This window comes from Streptomyces sp. NPDC057445 (assembly GCF_042802855.1).
GTDB lineage: Bacteria > Actinomycetota > Actinomycetes > Streptomycetales > Streptomycetaceae > Streptomyces.
Map to the genome: position 1 here is coordinate 631,657 of NZ_JBHVDH010000003.1, position 24,694 is coordinate 656,350.

A 24,694-nucleotide genomic window follows, 5' to 3' on the forward strand; every position below is an offset into this window, starting at 1 on the left:
GACGTCAGTCACCGGTCGACGCCTCCCATCACGGGGTCGATGGACGCGACGGCGACGATGACGTCGGCGACCTGGCCGCCCTCGCACATCGCCGCCATGGCCTGCAGATTGGTGAAGGACGGGTCGCGGAAGTGGACCCGGTAGGGGCGGGTGCCGCCGTCGGAGACGACATGGACACCGAGCTCGCCCTTGGGCGACTCGACGGCCGCGTACATCTGACCCGCCGGGACCCGGAAGCCCTCGGTCACCAGCTTGAAGTGATGGATCAGGGCCTCCATGGAGGTGCCCATGATCTTCTTGATGTGGTCGAGGGAGTTGCCGAGACCGTCCGGGCCGAGCGCGAGCTGGGCGGGCCAGGCGATCTTCTTGTCGGCGACCATGACCGGGCCGGGGGCGAGCCGGTCCAGGCACTGCTCGACGATCCGCAGCGACTGGCGCATCTCCTCGAGCCGGATGAGGAAACGGCCGTAGGAGTCGCAGGTGTCGGCGGTCGGCACGTCGAACTCGTAGTTCTCGTAACCGCAGTACGGATCGGTCTTGCGCAGGTCGTGCGGCAGGCCGGTGGAGCGCAGGATCGGACCTGTCGCGCCCAGTGCCATGCAGCCGGCCAGGTCGAGGTAGCCGACGCCCTGCATCCGGCCCTTGAAGATCGGGTTCCCGGTGGCGAGTTTGTCGTACTCGGGGAGGTTCTTCTTCATCTTCTTCACGAACTCGCGGATCTGGTCCACGGCGCCCGGGGGCAGGTCCTGGGCGAGACCGCCGGGGCGGATGTACGCGTGGTTCATCCGCAGGCCGGTGATGAGTTCGTAGATGTCGAGAATGAGTTCACGATCACGGAATCCGTAGATCATGATCGTGGTGGCGCCGAGCTCCATACCGCCGGTGGCGATGCACACCAGGTGGGAGGAGAGCCGGTTCAGCTCCATGAGGAGCACACGGATGACCGACGCCCGGTCCGGGATCTGGTCCTCGATGCCGAGCAGCTTCTCCACGGCGAGGCAGTACGCCGTCTCGTTGAAGAACGGCGTCAGGTAGTCCATGCGCGTGACGAACGTGGTGCCCTGCGTCCAGGTCCGGTATTCGAGGTTCTTCTCGATGCCGGTGTGCAGATAGCCGATGCCGCACCGGGCCTCGGTGACCGTCTCCCCGTCGATCTCCAGGATGAGGCGGAGCACTCCATGGGTGGACGGGTGCTGGGGACCCATGTTGACGACGATGCGCTCGTCGTCGGCCTTGGCGGCGGTCTGGACGACCTCGTCCCAGTCGCCGCCGGTGACTGTATATACAGTCCCCTCGGTCGTCTCGCGTGCGGATGCAGATGGGGTGGTCACGAGTACGACCTCCGCTGGTCCGGAGCCGGGATCTGGGCGCCCTTGTACTCGACGGGGATGCCGCCGAGGGGGTAGTCCTTGCGCTGCGGGAAGCCCTGCCAGTCGTCCGGCATCATGATCCGGGTGAGGGCGGGGTGGCCGTCGAAGATCAGGCCGAAGAAGTCGTAGGTCTCGCGCTCGTGCCAGTCGTTGGTCGGATAGACCTCGACAAGCGACGGAACGTGCGGGTCCGTGTCCGGGGCGCTGACCTCCAGACGGATCAGCCGGCCGTGGGTGATCGAGCGCAGGTGGTAGACGGCATGCAGCTCGCGGCCCTTGTCGCCGAGGTAGTGGACCCCGCTCACACCGGTGCAGAGCTCGAAGCGCAGCGCCGGGTCGTCGCGCAGCGTCCTGGCGACCCGGACAAGGTGCTCGCGCGCGATGTGGAACGTGAGCTCGTCGCGGTCGACGACCGTCTTCTCGATCGCGCTCCCGGGGAGGAGGTCCTGCTCCTCCAGAGCGCCTTCGAGCTCGTCGGCGACCTCGTCGAACCAGCCGCCGTAGGGGCGGGTGGCCGCGCCCGGCATCCGAACGGAACGGACGAGGCCGCCGTAGCCGGAGGTGTCGCCGCCGTTGCCGGCGCCGAACATGCCGTGCTGGACGCGGATCTCCTCGCCGTGCTCACCGCGCTGCCCGGGCAGGTTCTGCTCGCTGAGTTCCTTCTCGGGGTTCGGCTGATCACTCACCGCAGCAGCCCCTTCATCTCGATCGTCGGGAGCGCCTTGAGGGCCGCTTCCTCCGCCTCGCGGGCCGCCTCTTCCGCGTTCACGCCGAGCTTGGAGGTCTGGATCTTCTGGTGGAGCTTGAGGATCGCGTCCATCAGCATCTCCGGGCGCGGGGGGCAGCCCGGCAAATAGATGTCAACCGGAACAATGTGGTCAACGCCCTGCACAATCGCGTAATTGTTGAACATTCCACCCGAGGATGCGCAAACCCCCATGGAGATCACCCACTTGGGATTGGGCATCTGGTCGTAGACCTGGCGCAGGACGGGCGCCATCTTCTGGCTCACCCGCCCGGCGACGATCATCAGATCGGCCTGCCGCGGCGAGCCGCGGAAGACCTCCATACCGAAGCGGGCCAGGTCGTACCGGCCGGCGCCGGTCGTCATCATCTCGATGGCGCAGCAGGCCAGGCCGAACGTGGCAGGGAAGACGGACGCCTTGCGCACCCAGCCCGCGGCCTGTTCGACGGTGGTCAGCAGAAAACCGCTCGGCAGTTTCTCTTCGAGTCCCATTGGTGCCCTCAGCCCCTCAGTCCCATTCCAGGCCGCCGCGCCGCCATACGTACGCGTAGGCGACGAAGACGGTGAGCACGAAGAGCAGCATCTCCACGAGCCCGAAGATCCCCAGGGCGTCGAAGGTGACGGCCCAGGGATAGAGGAAGACGATCTCGATATCGAAGATGATGAAGAGCATCGCCGTCAGGTAGTACTTGATGGGGAAGCGGCCCCCTCCGGCCGGCGTCGGCGTCGGCTCGATGCCGCATTCATAGGCCTCGAGCTTTGCGCGGTTGTAGCGCTTCGGACCGATAAGCGTGGCCATGACCACGGAGAAGATCGCAAAGCCTGCCCCTAGGGCGCCGAGCACGAGGATGGGCGCGTAGGCATTCACGCTCCTCGCTCCTTCCAGTCGTCCTTGACCGTTGGACCGCACCGGGCATACGGCTCGCCGCCCCGCGAAGATCACGCATATGTGAGGCAGTTCACAAGCCCGACTGCTCCGCATCCTATGCCTGCTGGTCTGTGATCTGCGACACGGGGTACGACAACGTCTTTGTGATCTCCACCACCTGACGAAGGATCATGAAGTCGGATGAGCAGTGATCTTGCACGCGAAGCGCACGAGCGACTACAAGAGGTAGCTATCTGACACGTTACCGCTGGTCAGGGGCTTGGGGTCATTACCAGCACCACCCCCTGCAAGCAAATTGGCAAGCGGCAGGACCGGGTGGTAAAGGATGCCTGTCACTCAAGCGGGGGGCCGCAGGGACGGGAGTGGACGCGTGCATCCGTTCACGAGCGGCGGGCCGGTCCCCGGCCTCTCCGGACTCCACCTTTCGACCCGCCCATGACAGATCCACCCTCGGCTCCCGATCTGCCGAAGGCGGATCGGGAGCCGGCCCCCGCCGGCCCGCGAGCCGGATCTTCGGGGCCCCTCCGACGGCCCCCGTCGGACCCTCGGGCGATCTTTCGCTCGAGCCGCCCCCCGGAGGGCCCGCCATGAGCGCCCGGCCGTGATCACTCTGTGACCTGTGTCACACCTTTCGGACCCTCAGAATTCCGGGCTTGGCCATCGGTGTGAAGGGGTGGTAAGCGACGGGCAATCCGGACCTTTTACCGAAAGCCCATGATCACAGCCCTGATCATGGATGCCCGTTTTGCCCGTTACGGCGTCAATAAAGGTCCCAGGAAAGCGGATTATGAGATTCCGAACGTAACTGTGGCGCAACGCACGTTTCTTGAAGGGAACCGGCCGTCCTTGATACCGGTTATTCCCATGTCCCACACCGCTCACATACGAAGCCACCGGAAGCCCCGCCCCCGCAGCGCCTCGAAGCTCGCGCTCCGGGCCGGAGTTGCCGGTGGCGTCCTCAGCACCATCGCGGTGGCCGGTAGCGCCGGGCCGGCGAATGCCGAGCCGGTGACCGAGACCATCGAGATGCCCGCGCTCACGCTCGACGCCCCTGCGCTCGCGAGCGCAGTCGCCCTCTCCGCCGAGACGACTCAGCAAGCGGCCCTGGATGCCCAGCTGCAGACCCAGGAGGACGCGGCCGCCGCGAAGGCCGCCAAGGCCGCCAAGAAGGCCAAGGACGAGGCCGTCCGCAAGGCCGAGGCCGAGAAGAAGGCCGAGGAGGCCTCCCGCGCCGAGGCCGAGCGCGCCTCCCGCACGTCCGAGCGCACCACGCTGTCCGCCTCCGGTTCGACCAAGAGCGACTCCTCCACCCCGTCCGGCTCCGTCGGCACCGTGATCGCCTTCCTCAAGGCGCAGCTCGGCGACGCCTACGTCATGGGCGCCACCGGCCCCAACGCCTGGGACTGCTCCAGCCTCGTCCAGGCCGCCTACCGCCAGGTCGGCGTGGACCTCCCCCGTGTCTCGCAGGACCAGTCGGTGGCCGGCACCCCGGTCTCCCTGGACAACGTCCAGGTCGGCGACATCCTCTACTGGGGCGGCGCCGGTTCCGCGTACCACGTGGGTGTCTACGTCGGTAACGGCCAGTACCTCGACGCCGCCAACCCCAGCAAGGGCGTCGTCATCCAGGATCTGTCGGGCTACCCCGCGAGCGGTGCGGTCCGCGTTCTCTGACGCACAGCCGGCCGTAGCCGGCCGTACGCGCCTACGGAAGGGCCGTCGCTCCCCCACGGGAGTGACGGCCCTTCCGTGTCGGTCCGTCCCCATATCACCCGAGATCGAAGGTGTTGGGCAGACCCAGCCGCCGGCGCGCCTCGTCCGCGGGCCGGGCGTGCGCAGACAGAACTGCACCCCTACGGCCGCAGCGCCGAGCGCGCCGCCGGTAGCGGTCAGGAAGCGTGTGCGGGTGGTGCGTCCGGTGCGGGTCCCCCGCTGCGCATCACGGACGCGGCAGGCCGGGGAGACCCGAGGCCGCCCGGGAGCCGGTCGGCGCGGGCGGTCACGGCATCCTCACACCACGTTCGCCCCGTACCCGCGCCGCCGCACCGGCTCAGGCCTTGGGGGCCACCTTCGAGAGGCCGTTGATGATGCGGTCCATCGCATCGCCGCCCGTCGGGTCGGTGAGGTTGGCCAGCATCTTCAGCGTGAACTTCATCAGCACGGGGTGCGTCAGTCCGCGCTGCGTCGCGATCTTCATGACCTTCGGGTTGCCGATGAGCTTCACGAAGGCGCGGCCCAGCGTGTAGTAACCGCCGTAGGTGTTCTTGAGGACCTTCGGGTAGTTGTGGAGCGCGAGTTCACGCTGGGCCGGGGTGGCGCGGGCGTGGGCCTGGACGATCACGTCGGCCGCGATCTGCCCGGACTCCATGGCGTACGCGATGCCCTCACCGTTGAACGGGTTGACCAGGCCGCCCGCGTCGCCGACGAGCAGCAGACCGCGCGTGTAGTGGGGCTGCCGGTTGAAGGCCATCGGCAGGGCCGCACCGCGGATCGGGCCCGTCATGTTCTCGGGGACGTAGCCCCAGTCCTCGGGCATCGAGGCGCACCAGGCCTTGAGGACCTCGCGCCAGTCCAGCTCCTTGAAGGAGGCGGTCGTGTTGAGCACACCCAGGCCGACGTTGGACGTGCCGTCGCCCATCCCGAAGATCCAGCCGTAGCCGGGCAGCAGCCGGTCCTCGCCGGGGCCGCGGCGGTCCCACAGCTCCAGCCAGGACTCGAGGTAGTCGTCGTCGTGGCGCGGGCTGGTGAAGTACGTACGGACCGCGACGCCCATCGGGCGGTCCTCACGGCGGTGCAGGCCCATCGCGAGGGAGATCCGGGAGGAGTTGCCGTCGGCGGCGACCACGAGCGGGGCGTGGAAGGTGACCGGCGTCTTCTCCTCACCCAGCTTGGCGCGCACACCGGTGATGCGGCCGGTGCGGTCGTCGACGACCGGCTCGCCGACGTTGCAGCGCTCGTAGAGCCGGGCGCCGGCCTTCTGCGCCTGCCGGGCCAGCTGCTCGTCGAAGTCGTCGCGCTTGCGCACGAGTCCGTAGTCCGGGTAGCTGGCGAGTTCGGGCCAGTCCAGCTGGAGCCGTACGCCGCCGCCGATGATGCGCAGTCCCTTGTTGCGCAGCCAGCCGGCCTCTTCGGAGATGTCGATGCCCATGGACACGAGCTGCTTGGTGGCGCGGGGGGTGAGACCGTCGCCGCAGACCTTCTCCCGCGGGAACGCGGTCTTCTCCAGGAGGAGCACGTCGAGTCCGGACTTGGCGAGGTGGTACGCGGTCGTGGAACCGGCCGGGCCCGCGCCGACGACGATCACATCTGCGGTGTGCTCGGAGAAGGTCTCGGTCACGGCGTGGACTCCCGAAGACTCGATTTCGCGTGCTTAAAAGCACTGGACATGTGCAGTCTATGGGGGCGTACTGATCCACGAACCGAAGGGCTGTCCCATGAGCGAAACGCTTCCCGCCGCGCCGGTCGTCGAGTTGCGCGTGCCCACCGACGAGGACGCCCTGGCCTGGCACCGCATCTTCGCCGACCCGGAGGTGATGGAGTTCCACGGCGGCTCACCCGCGGAGCTGTCCGTGTACGAGGAGTTGACGGCCCGGCAGCGCAGACACGACGCGGAGCACGGCTTCTGCCTGTGGACGATGCTGGACGAGGACGGCGAGGTCATCGGCTTCACCGGCGCGCAGCCGTGGCCGCACGCATGGGGTCCGGCCGGCGAGATCGAGATCGGCTGGCGGCTGGCCCGCCGCGCCTGGGGGCGTGGCTACGCGACGGCCGCGGCCCGCGCCACCCTGGAGCGGGTACGGGCAGCCGGCGTACCGAGCGTCGTCGCGATGGTGGCCGCGGAGAACGAGCGGTCGATCGCGGTGACCCGGCGGCTCGGCATGGAGCTCGCCGAGACCTTCACGACGCCGGTCTCGAAGCGGACCGGCTACTGCTTCAGGCTCACCCTGTAGAGGGGCGGGCACGCCCTAGAACACGGAGAGCCCGGTCAGCGTCGTGAACCGGTCCAGCGCCGCCACGCCCGCCACCGAATTGCCCTGTTCGTCGAGTGCCGGGCTCCACACGCAGACCGTGCAGCGGCCGGGCACGACGGCGATGATCCCGCCGCCGACCCCGCTCTTGCCGGGGAGCCCGACGCGGTAGGCGAACTCCCCGGCCGCGTCGTACGTGCCGCAGGTCATCATCACGGCGTTCATCTGCTTGGCCTCGCTGCGGGTCAGCAGCCGGGTGCCGTCGGCGCGCAGCCCGTGGCGGGCGAGGAAGCGGGCCGCGAGGGCCAGGTCGGCGCAGCTCATCTCGATCGAGCACTGCCAGAAGTAGTGGTCGAGGAGTACCGGCACGGGGTTGACGATGTTGCCGTACGACGCCATGAAGTGGGCCAGGGCCGCGTTGCGGTCGCCGTGCTCCGACTCCGACGCGGCGACCTCCTGGGCGAAGGCGAGCTCCTGGTTTCCGCTCTCCTGCCGCAGGAACCCGAGGACTTCGCTGCTGGCGTCGCCGGTGAGGGTCTGCAGCCGGTCGGTGACGACGAGGGCGCCCGCGTTGATGAACGGATTGCGCGGGATGCCGTTCTCGTACTCCAGCTGCACCAGCGAGTTGAAGGGGTTGCCGGACGGCTCGCGGCCCACCCGCTCCCAGAGATCGTCACCGCCGAGGGAGAGGGCGAGCGCGAGCGCGAAGACCTTGGTGACCGACTGGGTGGAGAAGGGGCGCTCCCAGTCGCCGCTCCCGTACACGTTGCCGTCGACGTCCGCGACGGCCATGCCGAAGCGGCCCGGGTCGACGGTGGCGAGGGCGGGGATGTACTCGGCGGGGGTGCCGCTGCCGACGAGCGGCGCCACCTCCTGCGCGATGCGATCCAGCAGTGCCTTGTAGTCCATGGGGCTGTGCCGGGTCCTCGGTCCTGAGTCCTACTGCGGCTTGATGCCGCGGTGCAGCGCGACGATCCCGCCGCTCAGATTCCGCCACGCCACCTTCGACCAGCCGGCCTTCTGCAGCAGACGTGCGAGCTCCGCCTGCTCGGGCCACGACTGGATCGACTCGGCGAGGTAGACGTAGGCGTCCGGACTGGAGGAGACGGCGCGGGCCACGGGCGGCAGCGCCCGCATCAGGTACTCCTCGTACACCGTCCGGAACGGAGCCCAGGTCGGGTGCGAGAACTCGCAGATCACGACGCGCCCGCCGGGCTTGGTGACCCGGTGGAGCTCGCGCAGCGCCTGGTCCGTGTCCTGTACGTTGCGCAGCCCGAAGGAGATCGTCACCGCGTCGAAGACGTTGTCACGGAACGGGAGCTTCGTCGCGTCCCCCGCGGTCAGCGGCAGCCACGGGTGCCGCTTCTTGCCTTCGCGCAGCATCCCGAGCGAGAAGTCGCAGGGCACGACGTAGGCGCCGGTGCGGGTGAAGGGCAGCGAGGACGTTCCGGTGCCGGCCGCGAGGTCGAGGATCTTCTGGGCTGGCCGTGCGTCGACCGCCTTGGCGACCTCCTTGCGCCAGCGCCGGTCCTGGCCGAGCGAGAGCACGTCGTTGGTGAGGTCGTAGTTCGCCGCCACATCGTCGAACATGGAGGCGACTTCGTGCGGCTGCTTGTCCAGAGAAGCTCGTGTCACTGGCGTTCGGCCTCGCATGATCGGGTGCGGACGGTACGCGGCCATTGTCTCAGGCGCGCCCCGGCCGCCCCGGCGGGGGCGTGCCGGTGTGCGCGCCGCGCCTCCCCCGCAGGGCCCGCGGCCGGGTGGCGTGCTCAGAGGGTGACGCATGCGGCGCGCAGGGCCCGCGGCCGGGTGACGCGCCCAGCGGGTGGCGCGCCCAGCGGTTACGCGCTCAGCGGCGCCGGAACACCAGTCGGCCGCCGAGCACGGTCGCGACGCACGTGCCGGCGCCGTGTTCACGCAGTGCCCGCGCGGGAGGTTCGCCGGCGGGAACGTCGAAGACGGCGAAGTCGGCCGGAGCGCCGAGCGAAAGCTCGCCGTCGAGCACCTCGCTCAGCGGACGCGTGGCGAGCGGGTCCAGCGACGGTGTGCCGCCCTCCGGGCCATGACGCCGGTCGCGCACCCGCAGACCCGACCGTGCGACCGCGGTGCGCACCTCCGGCCGGGTGAACGGACCGGCGACCGCCGTGGTGCCATGGCCCAGCATGCGCTGCAGCCCTCGCCTCGCGCTGGCCCCCCAGCGCGTGTCGTCGAGGCCGAGGGCCACGAGCGCCTGGCCGGTCAGCGGCTCGGTGCCGAGCGTGTCCGCCTCGCGCGGGTCCGGGTGGTAGGCGGCCTCCAGCAGGGCGACGGCATCGGAGTTCACGAGCCCGGGGACCAGCAGACCCGGCCAGCGGCGTACCCGCGCCTGTGGGCGGGCGCCGGCGACCTCGTCGTACGCCCCGATCGCGACGATCACGCCGCCGTCGACCGCGACCGCTTCTGCGGGCCCGCCCCCGGGGGCGCCGAACACCCGGTCGGCGACGTGAATCGTCAGCACGGTGACGTCAGTTGGCGTTCAGCAGCTTCAGCTCGGGATGGGCCGTGCCGCCCTCGATCGCCGTCGAGGAGATGTGCGAGGCGACGCGCTCGTCGACCGGGTCGTTCGCCGGGTCGTCGTGGACGACGACGTGCTCGTACGTCGTCGTCCGCTGCGCCGGGACGCGGCCCGACTTGCGGATCAGGTCGATGATCTCCTGGCGGTTGGAGCGGTGCTTCGCACCGGCAGAGGAGACGACGTTCTCCTCCAGCATGATCGAACCCAGGTCGTCGGCGCCGTAGTGCAGCGACAGCTGGCCGACCTCCTTGCCCGTGGTCAGCCACGAGCCCTGGATGTGGGCGACGTTGTCGAAGAAGAGCCGGGCGATCGCGATCATCCGCAGGTACTCGAAGATCGTGGCCTGCGTACGGCCCTTGAGGTGGTTGTTCTCGGGCTGGTACGTGTACGGGATGAAGGCCCGGAAGCCACCCGTCCGGTCCTGTACGTCACGGATCATGCGCATGTGCTCGATGCGCTCGGCATTGGTCTCGCCCGTGCCCATCAGCATGGTGGACGTCGACTCGACACCCATCCGGTGCGCGGTCTCCATGATCTCCAGCCAGCGCTCGCCGGACTCCTTCAGCGGCGCGATCGCCTTCCGCGGCCGCTCGGGCAGCAGTTCGGCTCCGGCGCCCGCGAAGGAGTCGAGACCGGCGACGTGGATGCGGGAGATCGCCTCCTCGACGGAGACGCCGGAGATCCGGGCCATGTGCTCGACCTCGGACGCACCGAGGGAGTGGATGACCAGCTGCGGGAAGTCCTTCTTGATGGCGGCGAAATGCTTCTCGTAGTACTCGACGCCGTAGTCGGGGTGGTGGCCGCCCTGGAACATGATCTGGGTGCCGCCCAGCTCGACGGTCTCGGCGCAGCGCCGCAGGATGTCGTCGAGGTCGCGGGTCCAGCCCTTGGCGGTGTCCTTGGGCGGGGCGTAGAACGCGCAGAACTTGCAGGCCGTGACGCAGACGTTGGTGTAGTTGATGTTGCGCTCGATGATGTACGTCGCGATGTGCTCCGTACCGGCGTAACGGCGGCGGCGTACGGCATCGGCGGCGGCGCCCAGCGCGTGCAGCGGCGCGGACCGGTAAAGGTCGAGCGCCTCCTCGGGGGTGATCCGCCCGCCCTCTGCGGCACGGTCCAGGACGCTCTGTTGGTCGGCCTTCAGGGTCACCGGGAGTCACCTTTCGGCGGTGTTTCGGGGCGTTGCGCGGGCCGGTCCAGCCTACGCCAGCCCCCGCGCCTGCCCGTGGGGGGCACCTCGCGCGCGCCCGCCGGGCCTCCCCGTCAACCGCCGCGCTTCGCGAGATCACCGACCGGATTGCCCGCGCGCGCATCACCGGAGACGTAGCGCAGTGTGCTGCCGCTCAGCTCGAGGCGGAGTCCCTTCGTGCTCTCGGAGCACATGCCCTTGCTCCGCGGACCGCGCTCGGCGTCGACGACGAGGGTGCGTTCGTCGGCGCTCGTGGCGGTGAGCAGGTCCTCGCAGATGAAATTGCCGAGGATGTCGGTCTGTTCGGCCGTGCCGATCCGCTCGCCGGTGCGACCGGCGCCGATGGTGACCTTCATGGTCCCGGCGGGCAGCCCTGCGGCGGTCACCTCTCCCTCCCATGTTCCGAGAAAGGGCTTCGGCACGTCCTTCGCCGGGCCCGTCCCGCCGTCCGCCGGCTTGCTGGACACCGACGACGGGGGCGGCTCGGCCGCCGAGTCGTTGAGGCCGCCGCCACTGCCCGGGAAGAGGTCGAAGAGAAACCCCGCACCCACGGTCACCGCCGCCAGTGCGCCCGCCACGGCGAGGGCGACCGTGCAGCTGACCTTGCGGACACCGCCCGGACGGTCCCGTTCCGTACCGGTGGTGACGGACAGGGAGAAGCGGCCGTCGGGCTTCCCCGCCGCCGGCGGGGTCGTGGGCGGCAGCGACGGCGACGGCGACGGCGAACCGATGGAGGACGCGATCGGAGGGTCGAACGGCGGCCCGAAGGCCCCGATCGCCGGGCTGCTGAACGGAACGGGACCGGACACGTCCGGGTCCGGCCCGGCCGGCTCCAGGTCGAGGAGCCGCACCGCCGTCCGGCTCACCTGCTCCACCAGCGGCCCGGGCAGCCAGCCCGCCGCCACGAGCGCGCCCGCGCCGGCGGTGCCGGGGGCCAGTCGGCGGGCCAGGTCTCCCGGTGCGGGCCGCTCGGACGGGTCCTTGGCCAGGCAGGCGGCGACGAGTTCCCGCAACTGCCCCGCCAGCGCGCTCAGCTCGGGCTCCTCATGGACGACCTTGTAGAGCAGCGCCGCCGAGGAATCACCCTGGAAGGGGGCGGCGCCTGTCGCGGCGTAGGCGAGGACGGCGCCGAGCGAGAAGATGTCGGCCGCGCCCGTGACCCCGTCCTTGCCGACGATCTGCTCGGGCGCCATGTAGCCGGGTGAGCCGACGGAGACGCCGGTCGTGGTGAGCGACGCGGTGCCGTCGGTGGCGCGGGCGATGCCGAAGTCGATCAGGCGGGGGCCGTCGAGTGCGAGCAGCACGTTCGAGGGCTTGACGTCGCGGTGGACCAGGTCCAGCGCATGCACGGCCGCCAGCGCTTCCGCGAGCCCCGCTCCCAGCGTCCGCACGGTGTGCTCGGGAAGCGGGCCGTGCTCCGCTACGGCCTGCCCGAGCGAGGGCCCGGCCACATAGCCGGTTGCCACCCACGGAACCGGCGCGTCCGGGTCCGCGTCCAGCACCGGCGCGGTCCAGGCCCCGCCCACCCGCCGCGCCGCTGCCACCTCGCGCCGGAACCGCGCACGGAACTGCTCGTCGAGCGCGAAGTGCGGATGGACGACCTTGACCGCGACGGTTCTGCCGCCCTCGGAGCGCGCCAGATACACCCGCCCCATTCCGCCCGCACCGAGCCTGCCGAGCAGCCGGTACGCACCGACGGTCCGCGGCTCGCCCGCTTCCAGCGGCTGCATGAGCTCCCCCGATTCCCGCCCGACTCCGCGATGTCCCGCGGTGTACGTCCCCCGACAGCGTAGAGCGCGCCGTGCGGCGGATCACCGGATTGGGTCCGCCGCCGGACCAACCGATCGGCCGTCCGCCCCATCTCTCCGGGCGTAAACCGCGCGCCTCAACCGGAACCACCTCAGACACCTGCAAAGCACAGCAGAAACAGCAGAAACATGGAGTCCGCCATGAAACGCCTTCGCTCGCGTCCGCCCAAGGCCCTCATGGCCGCCGTCGCCTTCTGCTCCGTCGCGCTCACCTCCGGCTGCTCGGACGAGGGGGAGCCGGTCACCTTCGACGGCCCGACGGCTCAGGCCCCCGCATCCGGGGCGGCGGCGGACGGGACGCCGGCGGACGGGAAGGCGGCCGAGGCCGCCGCCAAGACCCTGATGCCGACCGGACCGAAGGCCGAGTTCACCACCCAGAACACCATCGACGACGGCACCAGGATCGGCGTCACGACCCTGGAGGGCAAGAAGTCCGGATTCACGGGCAAGGTCTGGGTCTGGGCCCCGAAGCAGTACTTCGATCCGAAGTACGCGAACAGCGGCTTCCCCGTGCTGATCGCACTCCCCGGCGGCAACGGTTACCCGAACAATTACTGGATGGGCACCGATCTGAAGCTGCAGAGCAGCATCAGCCGGTGGTCCCAGGAAGGCAAGAGCCTTCCGTTCATCGTGGTGATGCCTGTCCTCAACCCGGACGACAAGTATTACTACGACGGCAGTGATATTCCGGGGCAGCCGAAAATGGGCACGTGGATGACCGAGGACGTCCCCGATTTCGTGAAGGCCAATTTCCGCACCTTCAGATCACGGGACGGCTGGGCCTTCATGGGATCTTCGTCAGGTGCCTTCGTCGGCCTCAAGTCCGTTCTCCAGCACCCCGACAAGTTCAAGGCGGTCATCGCGTCCGGCCCCGACACCGTGCCCGACTCCCCGCTCTGGGCGGGACACCCCGAGGAGCAGCAGGCGAACAATCCCGAGAAGCTCGCCAAGGCCCTCGGGGCCAGGCCTGACACCAAGGACAACGACGTCCGTCTGGCATTCCAGATCGGCACCGAGGAGTCCGGGATGAAGAAGCTGAAGGCCTTCATCAAGGACTGCACAAAAGGCCCGGTCAAAACGCGTCTGCAGGTCATCCGGAACGGCGAGCACAACGCCAGGACCTACGTCCAGGGCATGGGGGACGGGTCGATCCAGTGGATCAGCGCACACATGCAGGCACCCGTCCCCACGTCCTGACGGCGCAGTTCGGACCGTACGACGGCTCCGTCAGGTGCCGAGCAGCTCGACCCGTACGTCCGCCGGGAAGCCGGTCGTCGGCCCGGTCCGGCGCGCGAACTCCCGTACCCCGGCGAGCTGCTCGGCCCCGAAACGGAAGTCGAGCGTGGTGAAGTACCGCTTCAGCAGGTCGGCGTCGAAGGTCTCCCAGCGCGACGCCTGCTCGGCGACCTTCGCGACCTCCTCCAGGGACAGATCACGCGAGGCCAGGAACGCCTCGTGGACTTTCCGGACCACCGCGGGCTCGCGCGCCAGATAGTCCTTGCGAGCCGCCCACACCGCGAAGACGAACGGCAGCCCGGTCCAGTCCTTCCACATCTGCCCCAGGTCGTGGACCCGCAGGCCGAGGCGGGGCGCGTCGTGCAGCGAGGCGCGCAGCGCGGCGTCGCCGATCAGCACGGCCGCTTCGGCCTCCTGCATCATCACGCCGAGGTCGGGCGGGCATGTGTAGTAGTCCGGCGACACCCCGTACTGCTCGGCGAGCAGCAGCTGGGCGAGGCGGACCGAGGTGCGCGAGGTGGAGCCGAGCGCGACCCGCGACCCGTCCAGCTGTTCCAGCGGCAGCTGCGACACGATCACGCACGACATGACGGGCCCGTCGCAGCCGACCGCGAGATCGGGGAAGGCCACCAGGTCGTCGGCGTTGCGGAGGTATTCGACGAGGGTGATGGGCCCGATGTCGAGGTCGCCGCGCACCAGCTGCTCGGAGAGCTTCTCCGGGGTGTCCTTCGTGAGCTCCAGATCGAGCAGTGTCCCGGTGCGGGCCAGGCCCCAGTAGAGGGGCAGGCAGTTCAGGAACTGGATGTGACCGACACGCGGCCGGCTGCGACGGTCGCCGGCGGCGTTCTCCGCGGGTTCCGCGGGTTCTCCAAGACTGTCCACATCGCGAGGCTAGACCTCCGCCCGATGCCACGATTGCCCGGGGCTCGCCCGCCACGACCGTCAGCATGTCAAGAGGGGATCAAACATCCGGGTGAAGTGATCTTTACCTCTACCGCTGCGAACATCGTGCGTGCTACGCTCAGCGCAAGTTGCAGTTTGGTTTCCCTTGCAGTACAGAGCCTGCGGAGCATGTGACCCGCAGGCTTTTGTAGTTTTCAGACTTGTTTGCAGGTTCTGGAGCAGGGCAACCCTTTGGCCCAAGGAGGGCTTATGGCTACCGGAACCGTCAAGTGGTTCAACGCTGAAAAGGGCTTCGGCTTCATCGCCCAGGACGGCGGCGGCCCGGATGTCTTCGTCCACTACTCCGCGATCAACGCGTCTGGTTTCCGCTCCCTCGAGGAGAACCAGGTCGTGAACTTCGACGTCACCCAGGGCCCGAAGGGCCCGCAGGCGGAGAACGTCACCCCGGCCTAAGTTGCCCGGGTCGGCGATCGCGCACGACTTAGAGCAGTACCCAAGGAGCCCTGTTCCGTACTTTCGTACGGAACAGGGCTCCTGCCCTTTCCGGACGCGCTCGGTGGTACGACGGAACGCGCCGCCACAGCTCCCGAGCTCCCGGAAGCCGCCCCTACAGCTCCCGGAAAAGGATGTTCAGCCCGACCGGACCGTGCACCGGGTGCCGGAAGGCTCCAGGGACGGTCCCGAGAGTCCGGAAGCCCAGGGATTCCCAGAGCTTCATGGCCGGGTTGGTCTCCACGACCGCGTTGAAGATCATCCCCGTGTAGCCGTCCTGCCGTGCCCGTTCGAGCACGTACTCTCCGAGCCGTCGCCCGATCCCGCGACCTGCCTGGTCAGGGTCGACCATGAAACCCGCGTTCGCGATGTGCGCGGCCGAGCCGCCGTAGTTGGGCCGTACGTACGCCGAGGCGATCAGCGTGCCGTCGTCGTCCTCCACCACGACGACCTGGTTCGCGGGGGCCATCCACAACGCACGGGCGGCCGGCTCGCTGGTGTCGGGGTCCCAGGCGTATGTCTCTCCGGCGGACACGATCCGGTGCCAGATGGGCCAGATCCGGTCCCAGTCGTCCCTCTTCGCGTCTCTGATCAGCACACTTCGAGTGTGTCAGAGGGTCCGGGGGAAGGCCCCGGCCATTTCGGCCCGCCCGCCCGCGAGCCCCGTGACCGGGCGGCACGGCGGGGCATCGCGCTCTCCCGCGACGACACTCCTGCCACTCGTACGCTGGAGGACGTGACCGCGCGCAAGCCGCCCGGCGTCTCCTTCGAGTCATGGGTCGACAAACAGATCCGCGACGCGATCGAGCGCGGCGACTTCGAGGATCTGCCCGGGCTCGGGAAGCCGCTGCCGGACAGCGACGAGCCGTACGACGAGATGTGGTGGGTCAAGGACAAGATGCGCCGCGAGGGGCTGTCGTACCTGCCACCGTCCCTCGCCCTGCGCAAGGAGGCCGAGGAGGCACTGGAGGCCGCCGCACGCGCACCCTCGGCAGCCGCGGCGCGCCATATCGTCGAGCGCCTCAACGACAAGATCGCCGCGGCATTGAGGCGGCCGCCGCCCGGCCCGCTGCTCGGGCTGACGCCCTACGACGCCGAGGAGGTCGTACGGGACTGGCGGCTCGGGCGGGGCCGTCGTCAGGGGCCGACGGGGCCGACGTGAGCCCTATCGGCGGCCGGACGGGGACCAGCGCTCGCCCGACATGAGGTTGCCCAGGCCCTCCCAGGCGAAGTTCATCAGGGTCGCCGCCGCCTCCTTGGCGGAGATGCCCGGAGTGTCGTTCGCCCATCCCGCCAGCGACTCCGCAGCGCCCACCAGCGCCTGCGCCAGCCCGGCGACGTCCCGGTCCGCGAGGTCGCCGTTCCTGTGCGTCTCCCGCGCCGCAGCCCCGATGAGCACGGTCACGAACGCCACGATCTCGTCCCGCATCACCGCGACCTCCGCGGCGAACGGCTCCCCGTGCGTCCGCGCCTGCCGGTGCAGCACCGCCCAGGCGTCAGGGTGCTCGGCCGTGTGCCGGAAGAACGCCGCGAGGCCCTCCCACAGCTGCCGGTCCGCCGGCAGCCCCGGCTCCACCGCTGCCTGCACCGCCGCGATCAGCGCCGCGGCCTCACGCCTGATGCACGCCGTGAACAGGTCTTCCTTGGAGTTCAGGTACAGATAGACGAGCGGCTTGGACACGCCCGCGAGCTCGGCGATCTCGTCCATCGACGCCGCCCGGTACCCGAGCCGGCCGAACGTCCGCACGGCGGCGTCCAGCATCTGCCTCTCCCGTACGGCACGCGGCAGCCGCTTGCTCCTACCGGCACCATCCACGAGCGACGCCCTCCCAGCCCCTGCCGATCTACTCCGCGGTAAGCCTACGGCCAGCCGCCGGCCGTGAATGCCGAAGGCCGGTCTCCGCAGAGGGGGACCGGCCAACGGTGCTGTGCTCGGGTTTCGCGCTCAGGAGGCGTCGCGCTCAGGCGTTGGGGCGCTTGCCGTGGTTCGCTTTCCTCTTCTTACGAGCCCGTCGCTTGTTGCCGCGCTTCGACATGGTGCAGATCTCCTCGTTCCAGGACTGGTCCATGTCCTGGTCAGTCTAGGTTCGGCACCTTCTGTCCGCACCCACGGCCCGCCGGACGCCCGGGCGCCGGGTCAGCCGTTCGGCGTCAGGGCGCGTGCGCGGCCGACCACCTCTCCGCGATGTCAGGCAGCGACCGGGACCGCCGCCTTCTCGTCGGCCGCGGGGGCCTCGACGTCGTCCACCGGCGAAGCGGACGCCGAGTTGTAGGCGTCGAGGTCGAGGATCTTCTCGCGGGCGGCAACGACCACGGGGACCAGCGCCTGGCCGGCGACGTTGGTCGCCGTGCGGACCATGTCCAGGATCGGGTCGATCGCCATCAGCAGACCCACCCCTTCGAGCGGGAGGCCCAGCGTGGAGAGGGTCAGCGTGAGCATGACCGTAGCGCCGGTGAGGCCCGCGGTGGCGGCGGAGCCGACGACCGAGACGAAGGCGATCAGGAGGTAGTCCTGGATGCCGAGCTGTACGTCGAAGATCTGCGCGATGAAGATCGCGGCGAGCGCCGGGTAGATCGCGGCGCAGCCGTCCATCTTGGTCGTCGCGCCGAACGGCACGGCGAAGGAGGTGTACTCCTTCGGCACGCCGAGGCGCTCGGTGACCTTCTGGGTGACCGGCATCGTGCCGACCGAGGAGCGGGACACGAAGGCCAGCTGGATGGCGGGCCACGCGCCCTTGAAGAACTGCAGCGGGTTGACCTTGGCGACCGTCGCGAGCAGGAGCGGGTACACGCCGAACAGAACCAGCGCGCAGCCGATGTACACGTCGGCGGTGAAGGTGGCGTACTTGCCGATCAGGTCCCAGCCGTAGTCGGCGATCGCGTAGCCGATGAGGCCGACGGTGCCGATCGGGGCCAGGCGGATGACCCACCACAGTGCCTTCTGGAGCAGCTCGAGGACCGCCTCGCTCAGCGCGAGGACCGGCTTGGCGCGGTCGCCGAGCCCCAGCGCGGCGATTCCCGCGACGGCGGCCATGAAGACGATCTGAAGGACGTTCAGCTCGGTGAAGGGCGTGACGACGTCGGTCGGGACGATGCCGGTCAGGAAGTCGATCCAGGAGCCGGCGTGCTCGGGCTTCTCACCGTCCTTCGGAGTGAGGCCGGTGCCGGCGCCCGGGTCGGTGAGGAGGCCGATCGCGAGGCCGATCGCGACCGCGATCAGCGAGGTGATCATGAACCAGAGCAGGGTGCGGCCGGCCAGCCGTGCGGCGTTGTTGACCTTCCGCAGATTGGTGATCGACACCAGGATCGCGAAGAAGACGAGCGGGGCGACGGCCAGCTTCAGCAGCTGGACGAAGATGTCGCCGACCTGTTCAAGGGTCTTGTAGAGCCAGTTGATGTCCTGGCTGCGGGCCAGCCAGCCGAGCAGGGCGCCGAGGACGAGACCTGTGACGATCTGCGCCCAGAACGGCACTCGGGGTATGCGGCTGGTACGGGTGGGCGTCACGGAATTCGCGGACACGGACACACTCCGGAAAGGCGTATCGGGTGAATACGGAAACAGGGGTGCGGCAGCCGTGCCTGGAGAACAGGGTGGCGCCGCTGTGATGCCGGATCAGACCGAGCGGCAACAGGCCGCGGACATACAGCGGCAGAGATCGACATGCAGGCGCGCCACGAGCGGGATGCTCATGGCTGCTTGAGGGCGCACTGCTGTTGTCATGCCGAGCACGTTAACACTTGAACTTTGAGAATCTCAAAGGCCTGCTTTGAGACGGAGTCGCACGACGGCGCCGGGCAAGAACGCGCCGACGCCCCGGAGTTGGAGCGGGTGCTCCTGGCCGGGGCGTCGGACGGGATGTACGGGGCGTGAGGAAGTGTGAGGAAGCTTACGCTCCGCCTACTGGACGGCACCGTCCTCGTTGGAACGGTTCGCCTCCAGCCGGGACTTCGCCCGGTCGACCTTCACGGCGATCTGCTCGGACATCGCGTCGCGCTGCTTGCGCAGGAGAACGAAGCTGAGCGGCGCGGAGATCATGACGGCGAGGACCAGCACCCAGAGCAGGTTGGAGTCGCCGAGGCCACGCGGCAGCACCCGCAGGTACACCAGTCCCCACAGGACGAAGAAGCAGCCGGCGAAGATGCCGAGACGCATGAGCGTGTACCGGAGTGTGGCGCTCGCCTTGCTGGTGGACACGGCAGTCCCTTTCCCTTCAGTGAATTGCCCGACCAGTGAAGCACGCGCCGATTCGATCAGTTCAGGGGGAGCAGCATCGTGATGTCGTCGCGGTCGTCCCCGTCGGCGACGCGGATCGCGCCGGGCACGCGTCCGACCTCCTTGTAGCCGCACGACGCGTAGAACCGTTCCAGCCCTGCCCCGCCGCGGCAGGTGAGCCGTATCGCCTCGACGCCGTCGAAGGTGCGGGCAGCGTCCGCGGCGGAGGCGAGCAGGTCGCGGCCGTACCCCTTGCCCTGGTGCCGGGGGTGGATCATCACGGTGTAGAGCCAGACCCAGTGCCGCATCAGCCGGTGGGTGTTGTGGGTGAGGAACGCGGCGGCGGCGACCTGTCCGTCCTCGTCGAACCCGACGAGGAGGCGCTTTTGCCCCTCGGCCATCCCGGCCAGATGCTTCAGCCACTCGGGCCTGATGTCCTCCGCCGTCACCGGCGGCACGAAGCCGACGGCACCGCCCGCGTTGCTGACGTCCGTCCACAGCGCCAGCACGCCGTCCCGCAGGTGGGGAGCGACGGGCGGGTCGAGTCTGAACGCAAGAGCCATGCTCCCGAAGGTAACAACCACCCCGACGGGCCCCGTCCGTGGCTCTGGCGCGGCCGCTCGCGGGCCACGTCGCCCGGGCCCGGGCCATCGTGGGTGCGGCCCCGGGGAGTTGGACCTCCGGAGCCATGACCCCGAGGACGTCGAGGGTTCAGGGCAAGGCCCTGAAGTGTCCGGGCACGGCCCGGCGATCCCGCGCCCCGCGGATACAGGGGCGAAGCCCAAGCAGGAGGCACAGATGCCGAAGGGCCCCGCGCCCCGCCCCAGGGCACAGGCCCGGCACACCTGACCGTCCGGGGACTCGGACGGGCTCGGCCCCGGTTCGGAGGACGGCACCCCGAGGTCCGTGGCGCAAGCTCGGACCCCGGCTCCGGGGTGGCCTCGGCTCCAGGGCGACCCGGGGCCCGGCAGCCGGCCCCCGACGACTCACGGCAGCCCGCGATTCGGGGGCGTAGCTCCCGGGTCCAGGGGCGCAACCTCCGGGAGTTCGACGGCAGGCCCCTGACGCGAGCCAGGAACAGAACGGGGTCCAGGGCGCAGCGCCGGGGGGATCCGGGCGCAGCCTCCGGAGATACGGCGGAAGGCCCCCGCGGGATGCGGGACGGACCTGGGGCCCCGGGGAGCCCTCGGGGCTCCGGCGGCGCAGCCGAACGGGGGTTCCGGGGGGCGCAGCCCCCCGGCTTCAGACCCGCATCGGCTGAGGGGACTCGCGGCGGTCCGCCTCCGGTCCCGGGTACTCGCGGATGATCTCGTAGCGGGTGTTCCGCTCGACCGGGCGGAAGCCCGCGTCCCGGATCAGCTCCAGCAGGTCGTCGCGTGTGAGCTTGTTCGGGGTGCCGTAGTTGTCGGCGTCGTGGGTGATCTTGTACTCGACGACCGAGCCGTCCATGTCGTCCGCGCCGTGCTGCAGCGCCAGCTGGGCCGTCTGCACACCGTGCATCACCCAGAAGACCTTGACGTGCTGGACGTTGTCGAAGAGCAGCCGCGACACGGCGAAGGTCTTCAGCGCCTCGGCACCCGTCGCCATGGTCGTGCGCGCCTGCAGCTTGTTGCGGACCTTGCCGTCCTTCATGTCGACGAAGTCGTGCTGGTAGCGCAGCGGGATGAAGACCTGGAAGCCGCCGGTCTCGTCCTGGAGTTCACGCAGCCGCAGGACGTGGTCGACACGGTGCCGGGGCTCCTCGATGTGCCCGTACAGCATCGTGGACGGGGTCTTCAGACCCTTCTCGTGCGCGAGGCGGTGGATGCGCGACCAGTCCTCCCAGTGGGTGCGGTGGTCGACGATGTGCTGCCGGACCTCCCAGTCGAAGATCTCGGCGCCGCCGCCGGTCAGCGACTCCAGACCGGCCTCGATCAGCTCGTCGAGGATCTCGGAGGCCGACAGCCCCGAGATCGTCTCGAAGTGGTGGATCTCCGTCGCCGTGAAGGCCTTCAGCGAGACGTTCGGCAGGGCCTTCTTCAGCTCGCTGAGCGACCGCGGGTAGTAGCGCCACGGCAGGTTGGGGTGGAGCCCGTTGACGATGTGGAGCTCGGTGAGGTTCTCGTTCTCCATCGCCTTGGCGAGGCGGACGGCCTCCTCGATGCGCATCGTGTACGCGTCCTTCTCGCCCGGCTTGCGCTGGAACGAGCAGTACGCGCACGACGCCGTGCAGACGTTCGTCATGTTGAGGTGACGGTTGACGTTGAAGTGGACGACGTCGCCGTTCTTGCGCGTACGCACCTCATGGGCGAGGCCCCCGAGCCAGGCCAGGTCGTCCGACTCGTAGAGAGCGATACCGTCCTCGCGGCTCAGCCGCTCGCCGGCCCGGACCTTTTCCTCCAGCTCGCGCTTGAGCCCCGCGTCCATGCGGCCGCCTCCCAGATGTCTACGTTCAGTGCTTTCCCGGGGAAAGCCCCCGGACGTCCGGAGGCTCCACCAACCGTACTCCCCCGTACTTTCCAGCCGGGGAGACCCCCTTGACGCTGCGCGTCACCCGCCGCGGGTCACTCTTCCTCGGGCAGGTCCCCGACCCGGTTCTCCCACTTCGTGGAGAGCACGATCGTCGTACGCGTCCGGGACACGCCCTTGGTCCCCGACAGCCGACGGATCGTCTTCTCCAGCCCGTCGACGTCGCTCGCCCGCACCTTGAGCATGTACGAGTCGTCGCCCGCGATGAACCAGCAGTCCTCGATCTCCGCGAGGTCACGCAGCCGGCGCGCCACGTCCTCGTGGTCGGCCGCGTCGGAGAGCGAGATCCCGATCAGTGCGGTGACGCCGAGACCGAGCGACGCGGCGTCGACGGTCGCCCGGTAGCCGGTGATGACCCCCGCCGCCTCCAGGCGGTTGATGCGGTCGGTGACGGAGGGACCGGAGAGTCCTACGAGCCGGCCGAGCTCGGCGTACGAAGCCCTGCCGTTCTCGCGCAGAGCCTGGATGAGCTGCCTATCCACGGCGTCCATATGCCTGAGCCTTCCATTATTCAGCGATACCGCAAGTTTACGTGTAGAATCTAAGGCACACAGGGCCGACACCCTGTGAATCTTTCAAACGATCAAAGACGATCCATACAGGAGATGACACTCACCGTGTACACGATCGAGATGGCGTACGCCCACATGCGACAGCTCCAGGAGCTGGCCAGCCGCTCGCGTGCCCACCAGCCTGCCGCCGCGCACCGGGCCGACCGGGCCGGACGCCCCGCCCGCCGCGCGGCCAAGAAGCGCTAGAGCCTCCCGTTCGGATCTTGCCGGGCTCGCGCGCCCTGGCGCCGCACACCGATCCGGCATGATCCGAACGAAATCCCCTGGGCCCCGGCCTAGTCACCGCGGGACTGGGCACCCCCCAGTTCCCCCTTCCAACGGCGGTACAGCCGGTGCGGCACCCCTGCCGCGTCCAGCACCCGCCCGGCGACGAAATCCACCAGATCCTGGATGTGCGTCGCCCCCGCGTAGAACGCCGGAGAGGCGGGCAGCACGACGGCGCCCGCCTCGTCCAGCGTCACCAGGTGCCTGAGGGTCTGCCCGTTCAGCGGCGTCTCCCGCACCGCGACCACCAGCTTCCGGCGCTCCTTCAGCGTCACGCTCGCAGCGCGCTGCAGCAGGTCCTTCGACAGGCCGAGCGCCACACCCGCGACGCACGCCGTGGACGCCGGCACGATCAGCATCCCCTTCACGGGGTACGACCCCGAGGACGGCCCGGCGGCCATATCCCCGGCCGCCCAGTGCCGTACGTCCGTGACATCCACGTCGAACGTGCCGGGCTTGCCGTCGGCGCCCTGCCCCAGCCACTGGCGCAGATCGTCCTTCCAGCGCGCGTCCCGGAACGCGATCCCGGTCTCGTCCAGAAGGGTGAGCCGCGACGCGCGCGACACCACGAGGTCCACGCTCTCGCCCGCGTCCAGCAGCCCGCGCAGCACCGCGGCCGCGTACGGGGTGCCCGAGGCCCCCGAGATCCCCACGACCCACGGAGTGCGGTTGGCGTCATTCATGGCATTGAGCCTATCCGGCTGCCGGAGGACGGAACTGGGTAAGGTCCCCCGGACGTTTCCGGGGGAGACACAGGAATCGCAGGGGGGCAGCGATGGCAGGCACGCATCCCGAAGGGAGCCGCACCGGCCGGATCATGGCGGCCGGCGCGCTGATGGTCGGCTGGGTGGCGCTGCTCTGGGCGCTCGAAGCCGTCGACTTCGCGACCGGCCATGCCCTCGATACGTACGGGATCACTCCGCGCGACCTCACGGAGCTGTGGGACATCGTGCCCGCCGCCTTTCTGCACGGGGGCTTCGGCCATGTCGCCGCCAACAGCCTCCCGCTGCTCGTGCTCGGCTTCCTCGCGGCCTTCGGGGGCATACGCCGCTTCGCCGGTGTCGTCCTCACCGTCGTCGTGGCCTCGGGGCTGGGCGTCTGGCTGGCCTCGCCGCCCGGCTCCATCACGCTGGGGGCGTCCGGTGTCGTCTTCGGCCTCTTCGGCTATGTGGTGGTCCGCGGTTTCGTCGACCGCAGCACGCTGGACGTGGTGGTGGGACTGCTGATCGCCGGGTTCTACGGCTCGATCCTGTGGGGGGTGCTGCCGACGGACGCGGGCATCAGCTGGCAGGCCCACCTCTTCGGACTGCTGGGCGGCGTGGCGGCGGCGTTCCTCTTCCGTCGGCGCCGCCCGGGGCCCGCCGCCACACCCACGTCGTGACGCCTGCCGAGAGCCGCTGTCAGGTCGCGCTCGGGTCCACCGGCAGGCCGGCGGTGTCCACGGAGAGCTTGCCGATGTCCGTGTTCACGGCCACGGTCGTGCCGTAGGGGATGGTGTCCCGCCCGCGATAGCCCTCCGGCCCCGGGTTCCACAGTGTCACGCAGTGCGCCTTGTAGGGGTCGAAGATCAGGTAGTGCGGGATGCCGCGCCGGGCGTACGCGCGGTCCTTGACCTCGTAGTCGTTGCGCACGCTGCTGGGCGAGACCACCTCGATGGCGAGCTCGATGAGATCGGGCGCATAGGCGCTGAGGTTCTTGGCCACCTCCGCCTTCGGGATCACGGCGAGGTCGGGGCAGAATTCGTTGTCGGCATCGAAGGGGACGGCGACATCGCTGATGAAGCCCCACTCCTTCGAGAGCTGGGCCTTCAGGGCGTTCCGCACCTCCCAGATCGTCTCGTTGTGGTGCGGCTTGACCGGACTCATCACGATGGCGCCCTCGACAATCTCCGTCCGGTAGCCCGGGAACATGTCCTCGAACCGGCTGAGCTGCGAGTGCAGGCGGTCGCTCTCCGAGATGGTCACGTCGGCCTCCCTTCCTGCACTC

The 24,694-nt window shown here is 69.4% G+C and carries 29 protein-coding genes; 8 read left to right on the forward strand and 21 right to left on the reverse strand.

Translation table 11 applies throughout. The annotated features are described in order from the left end of the window. Positions 1-8 precede the first annotated feature (8 nt). From ACFU5O_RS10835 to ACFU5O_RS10850, 4 genes are read right to left on the reverse strand one after another with little or no spacing between them, the layout of a single operon-like run. Complete coding sequence (locus ACFU5O_RS10835; RefSeq protein ID WP_384238781.1) at positions 9-1,331, reverse strand: NADH-quinone oxidoreductase subunit D; 1,323 nt, start codon at positions 1,329-1,331, stop codon at positions 9-11. Beyond that, positions 1,328-2,056: an NADH-quinone oxidoreductase subunit C gene (locus ACFU5O_RS10840; protein WP_384238782.1), complete on the reverse strand. Its 729-nt coding sequence runs from the start codon at positions 2,054-2,056 to the stop codon at positions 1,328-1,330. Before ACFU5O_RS10840 ends, ACFU5O_RS10835 begins: the two co-directional genes overlap by 4 nt. After that, complete coding sequence (locus ACFU5O_RS10845) at positions 2,053-2,607, reverse strand: NADH-quinone oxidoreductase subunit B family protein (RefSeq protein WP_003998928.1); 555 nt, start codon at positions 2,605-2,607, stop codon at positions 2,053-2,055. Before ACFU5O_RS10845 ends, ACFU5O_RS10840 begins: the two co-directional genes overlap by 4 nt. Before the next feature lie 16 nt (positions 2,608-2,623). Next, on the reverse strand, positions 2,624-2,983 hold the full coding sequence (locus tag ACFU5O_RS10850) for an NADH-quinone oxidoreductase subunit A (RefSeq protein WP_003974383.1): 360 nt from the start codon (positions 2,981-2,983) through the stop codon (positions 2,624-2,626). A gap of 885 nt (positions 2,984-3,868) precedes the next feature. Between ACFU5O_RS10850 and ACFU5O_RS10855 the strand changes: the two genes are divergently transcribed. Further along, positions 3,869-4,675 carry a C40 family peptidase gene (locus ACFU5O_RS10855; RefSeq protein ID WP_384238785.1) on the forward strand — a complete coding sequence of 269 codons (807 nt, stop codon included), beginning with the start codon at positions 3,869-3,871 and terminating at the stop codon, positions 4,673-4,675. Between the two features lie 376 nt (positions 4,676-5,051). Here the strand turns inward: ACFU5O_RS10855 and ACFU5O_RS10860 are convergent, their stop codons facing one another. Next, entirely contained in the window at positions 5,052-6,338 is a 1,287-nt protein-coding gene (locus ACFU5O_RS10860) for a geranylgeranyl reductase family protein (protein ID WP_384238787.1), read from the reverse strand. 97 nt (positions 6,339-6,435) lie between these two features. On the opposite strand from ACFU5O_RS10860, the gene ACFU5O_RS10865 reads away from it, so the two are divergent. Beyond that, entirely contained in the window at positions 6,436-6,951 is a 516-nt protein-coding gene (locus ACFU5O_RS10865) for a GNAT family N-acetyltransferase (RefSeq protein WP_384238789.1), read from the forward strand. Positions 6,952-6,966: 15 nt separating this feature from the next. Here the strand turns inward: ACFU5O_RS10865 and ACFU5O_RS10870 are convergent, their stop codons facing one another. The 5 genes from ACFU5O_RS10870 to ACFU5O_RS10890 all read right to left on the reverse strand — a co-directional run bounded on the left by ACFU5O_RS10870 (position 6,967) and on the right by ACFU5O_RS10890 (position 12,442). Beyond that, positions 6,967-7,878: a glutaminase gene (locus ACFU5O_RS10870; RefSeq protein ID WP_384238791.1), complete on the reverse strand. Its 912-nt coding sequence runs from the start codon at positions 7,876-7,878 to the stop codon at positions 6,967-6,969. A 30-nt stretch (positions 7,879-7,908) separates the two neighbouring features. Beyond that, positions 7,909-8,604: a demethylmenaquinone methyltransferase gene (locus tag ACFU5O_RS10875; protein WP_384238793.1), complete on the reverse strand. Its 696-nt coding sequence runs from the start codon at positions 8,602-8,604 to the stop codon at positions 7,909-7,911. Positions 8,605-8,818: 214 nt separating this feature from the next. Next, the gene (locus tag ACFU5O_RS10880; protein WP_384238795.1) at positions 8,819-9,466 is read right to left on the reverse strand and encodes a hypothetical protein; all 648 of its coding nucleotides are present in this window, start codon (positions 9,464-9,466) and stop codon (positions 8,819-8,821) included. A gap of 7 nt (positions 9,467-9,473) precedes the next feature. Continuing rightward, a complete protein-coding gene (mqnC, locus tag ACFU5O_RS10885) occupies positions 9,474-10,673 on the reverse strand; it encodes a cyclic dehypoxanthinyl futalosine synthase (RefSeq protein WP_384238796.1) in 1,200 nt (399 codons plus the stop codon). A 113-nt stretch (positions 10,674-10,786) separates the two neighbouring features. Beyond that, positions 10,787-12,442, reverse strand: coding sequence for a serine/threonine-protein kinase (locus ACFU5O_RS10890; RefSeq protein WP_384238798.1), 1,656 nt, complete (start codon positions 12,440-12,442; stop codon positions 10,787-10,789). A 219-nt stretch (positions 12,443-12,661) separates the two neighbouring features. Here ACFU5O_RS10890 and ACFU5O_RS10895 point away from each other — a divergent pair, with 219 nt between their 5' ends. Continuing rightward, the gene (locus ACFU5O_RS10895) at positions 12,662-13,717 is read left to right on the forward strand and encodes an alpha/beta hydrolase (protein ID WP_384238800.1); all 1,056 of its coding nucleotides are present in this window, start codon (positions 12,662-12,664) and stop codon (positions 13,715-13,717) included. Between the two features lie 30 nt (positions 13,718-13,747). On the opposite strand, the gene ACFU5O_RS10900 is transcribed toward ACFU5O_RS10895, so the two are convergent. Then, positions 13,748-14,638: a menaquinone biosynthetic enzyme MqnA/MqnD family protein gene (locus ACFU5O_RS10900; RefSeq protein ID WP_384238802.1), complete on the reverse strand. Its 891-nt coding sequence runs from the start codon at positions 14,636-14,638 to the stop codon at positions 13,748-13,750. Between the two features lie 270 nt (positions 14,639-14,908). Here ACFU5O_RS10900 and ACFU5O_RS10905 point away from each other — a divergent pair, with 270 nt between their 5' ends. Then, positions 14,909-15,112, forward strand: a complete 204-nt coding sequence (locus tag ACFU5O_RS10905) for a cold-shock protein (protein WP_003967102.1) — start codon at positions 14,909-14,911, stop codon at positions 15,110-15,112. Between the two features lie 154 nt (positions 15,113-15,266). Here ACFU5O_RS10905 and ACFU5O_RS10910 read toward each other — a convergent pair whose 3' ends face one another. Continuing rightward, positions 15,267-15,749, reverse strand: a complete 483-nt coding sequence (locus tag ACFU5O_RS10910) for a GNAT family N-acetyltransferase (RefSeq protein ID WP_384238804.1) — start codon at positions 15,747-15,749, stop codon at positions 15,267-15,269. 138 nt (positions 15,750-15,887) lie between these two features. On the opposite strand from ACFU5O_RS10910, the gene ACFU5O_RS10915 reads away from it, so the two are divergent. After that, positions 15,888-16,313, forward strand: a complete 426-nt coding sequence (locus tag ACFU5O_RS10915) for a DUF1992 domain-containing protein (protein WP_384238969.1) — start codon at positions 15,888-15,890, stop codon at positions 16,311-16,313. A gap of 3 nt (positions 16,314-16,316) precedes the next feature. On the opposite strand, the gene ACFU5O_RS10920 is transcribed toward ACFU5O_RS10915, so the two are convergent. The 3 genes from ACFU5O_RS10920 to ACFU5O_RS10930 form a co-directional block, all read right to left on the reverse strand. Beyond that, positions 16,317-16,913: a TetR/AcrR family transcriptional regulator gene (locus tag ACFU5O_RS10920; RefSeq protein ID WP_384238806.1), complete on the reverse strand. Its 597-nt coding sequence runs from the start codon at positions 16,911-16,913 to the stop codon at positions 16,317-16,319. A gap of 199 nt (positions 16,914-17,112) precedes the next feature. Next, positions 17,113-17,187, reverse strand: coding sequence for a 50S ribosomal protein bL37 (locus ACFU5O_RS10925; protein ID WP_106430099.1), 75 nt, complete (start codon positions 17,185-17,187; stop codon positions 17,113-17,115). Between the two features lie 152 nt (positions 17,188-17,339). Next, entirely contained in the window at positions 17,340-18,671 is a 1,332-nt protein-coding gene (locus ACFU5O_RS10930; protein ID WP_384238808.1) for a dicarboxylate/amino acid:cation symporter, read from the reverse strand. A 225-nt stretch (positions 18,672-18,896) separates the two neighbouring features. Here ACFU5O_RS10930 and ACFU5O_RS10935 point away from each other — a divergent pair, with 225 nt between their 5' ends. Beyond that, positions 18,897-19,022 (forward strand): hypothetical protein, encoded by a 126-nt coding sequence (locus ACFU5O_RS10935; RefSeq protein WP_384238809.1) that lies wholly within the window; start codon positions 18,897-18,899, stop codon positions 19,020-19,022. Positions 19,023-19,049: 27 nt separating this feature from the next. Here ACFU5O_RS10935 and ACFU5O_RS10940 read toward each other — a convergent pair whose 3' ends face one another. The 4 genes from ACFU5O_RS10940 to ACFU5O_RS10955 form a co-directional block, all read right to left on the reverse strand. Beyond that, positions 19,050-19,346, reverse strand: coding sequence for a DUF4229 domain-containing protein (locus tag ACFU5O_RS10940; protein WP_384238810.1), 297 nt, complete (start codon positions 19,344-19,346; stop codon positions 19,050-19,052). Positions 19,347-19,402: 56 nt separating this feature from the next. Next, positions 19,403-19,927 carry a GNAT family N-acetyltransferase gene (locus ACFU5O_RS10945; protein WP_384238812.1) on the reverse strand — a complete coding sequence of 175 codons (525 nt, stop codon included), beginning with the start codon at positions 19,925-19,927 and terminating at the stop codon, positions 19,403-19,405. A 679-nt stretch (positions 19,928-20,606) separates the two neighbouring features. Then, positions 20,607-21,770: an aminofutalosine synthase MqnE gene (mqnE, locus tag ACFU5O_RS10950; protein ID WP_384238814.1), complete on the reverse strand. Its 1,164-nt coding sequence runs from the start codon at positions 21,768-21,770 to the stop codon at positions 20,607-20,609. Between the two features lie 137 nt (positions 21,771-21,907). Next, a complete protein-coding gene (locus ACFU5O_RS10955) occupies positions 21,908-22,363 on the reverse strand; it encodes an Lrp/AsnC family transcriptional regulator (RefSeq protein WP_384238816.1) in 456 nt (151 codons plus the stop codon). A 114-nt stretch (positions 22,364-22,477) separates the two neighbouring features. Here ACFU5O_RS10955 and ACFU5O_RS10960 point away from each other — a divergent pair, with 114 nt between their 5' ends. Next, on the forward strand, positions 22,478-22,630 hold the full coding sequence (locus tag ACFU5O_RS10960) for a hypothetical protein (protein ID WP_384238818.1): 153 nt from the start codon (positions 22,478-22,480) through the stop codon (positions 22,628-22,630). Positions 22,631-22,719: 89 nt separating this feature from the next. On the opposite strand, the gene ACFU5O_RS10965 is transcribed toward ACFU5O_RS10960, so the two are convergent. Beyond that, on the reverse strand, positions 22,720-23,391 hold the full coding sequence (locus ACFU5O_RS10965; RefSeq protein WP_384238819.1) for a UbiX family flavin prenyltransferase: 672 nt from the start codon (positions 23,389-23,391) through the stop codon (positions 22,720-22,722). A 92-nt stretch (positions 23,392-23,483) separates the two neighbouring features. On the opposite strand from ACFU5O_RS10965, the gene ACFU5O_RS10970 reads away from it, so the two are divergent. Continuing rightward, a complete protein-coding gene (locus tag ACFU5O_RS10970) occupies positions 23,484-24,089 on the forward strand; it encodes a rhomboid family intramembrane serine protease (RefSeq protein WP_384238820.1) in 606 nt (201 codons plus the stop codon). Between the two features lie 19 nt (positions 24,090-24,108). Here the strand turns inward: ACFU5O_RS10970 and ACFU5O_RS10975 are convergent, their stop codons facing one another. After that, a complete protein-coding gene (locus ACFU5O_RS10975) occupies positions 24,109-24,672 on the reverse strand; it encodes a Uma2 family endonuclease (protein ID WP_384238822.1) in 564 nt (187 codons plus the stop codon). Between the last annotated feature and the right edge of the window lie 22 nt (positions 24,673-24,694).

Excerpts from the sequence above, each read along its gene's own strand:
- ACFU5O_RS10965 (WP_384238819.1), bottom strand. The coding sequence starts at position 23,391 with ATGAATGACGCCAACCGCACTCCGTGGGTCGTGGGGATCTCGGGGGCC.
- ACFU5O_RS10845 (WP_003998928.1), bottom strand. The coding sequence starts at position 2,607 with ATGGGACTCGAAGAGAAACTGCCGAGCGGTTTTCTGCTGACCACCGTC.
- ACFU5O_RS10865 (WP_384238789.1), top strand. The coding sequence starts at position 6,436 with ATGAGCGAAACGCTTCCCGCCGCGCCGGTCGTCGAGTTGCGCGTGCCC.
- ACFU5O_RS10920 (WP_384238806.1), bottom strand. The coding sequence starts at position 16,913 with ATGCTGGACGCCGCCGTGCGGACGTTCGGCCGGCTCGGGTACCGGGCG.
- ACFU5O_RS10945 (WP_384238812.1), bottom strand. The coding sequence starts at position 19,927 with ATGGCTCTTGCGTTCAGACTCGACCCGCCCGTCGCTCCCCACCTGCGG.
- ACFU5O_RS10905 (WP_003967102.1), top strand. The coding sequence starts at position 14,909 with ATGGCTACCGGAACCGTCAAGTGGTTCAACGCTGAAAAGGGCTTCGGC.
- ACFU5O_RS10960 (WP_384238818.1), top strand. The coding sequence starts at position 22,478 with ATGACACTCACCGTGTACACGATCGAGATGGCGTACGCCCACATGCGA.
- ACFU5O_RS10870 (WP_384238791.1), bottom strand. The coding sequence starts at position 7,878 with ATGGACTACAAGGCACTGCTGGATCGCATCGCGCAGGAGGTGGCGCCG.
- ACFU5O_RS10895 (WP_384238800.1), top strand. The coding sequence starts at position 12,662 with ATGAAACGCCTTCGCTCGCGTCCGCCCAAGGCCCTCATGGCCGCCGTC.
- ACFU5O_RS10855 (WP_384238785.1), top strand. The coding sequence starts at position 3,869 with ATGTCCCACACCGCTCACATACGAAGCCACCGGAAGCCCCGCCCCCGC.
- ACFU5O_RS10970 (WP_384238820.1), top strand. The coding sequence starts at position 23,484 with ATGGCAGGCACGCATCCCGAAGGGAGCCGCACCGGCCGGATCATGGCG.
- mqnE (WP_384238814.1), bottom strand. The coding sequence starts at position 21,770 with ATGGACGCGGGGCTCAAGCGCGAGCTGGAGGAAAAGGTCCGGGCCGGC.
- ACFU5O_RS10955 (WP_384238816.1), bottom strand. The coding sequence starts at position 22,363 with ATGGACGCCGTGGATAGGCAGCTCATCCAGGCTCTGCGCGAGAACGGC.
- ACFU5O_RS10890 (WP_384238798.1), bottom strand. The coding sequence starts at position 12,442 with ATGCAGCCGCTGGAAGCGGGCGAGCCGCGGACCGTCGGTGCGTACCGG.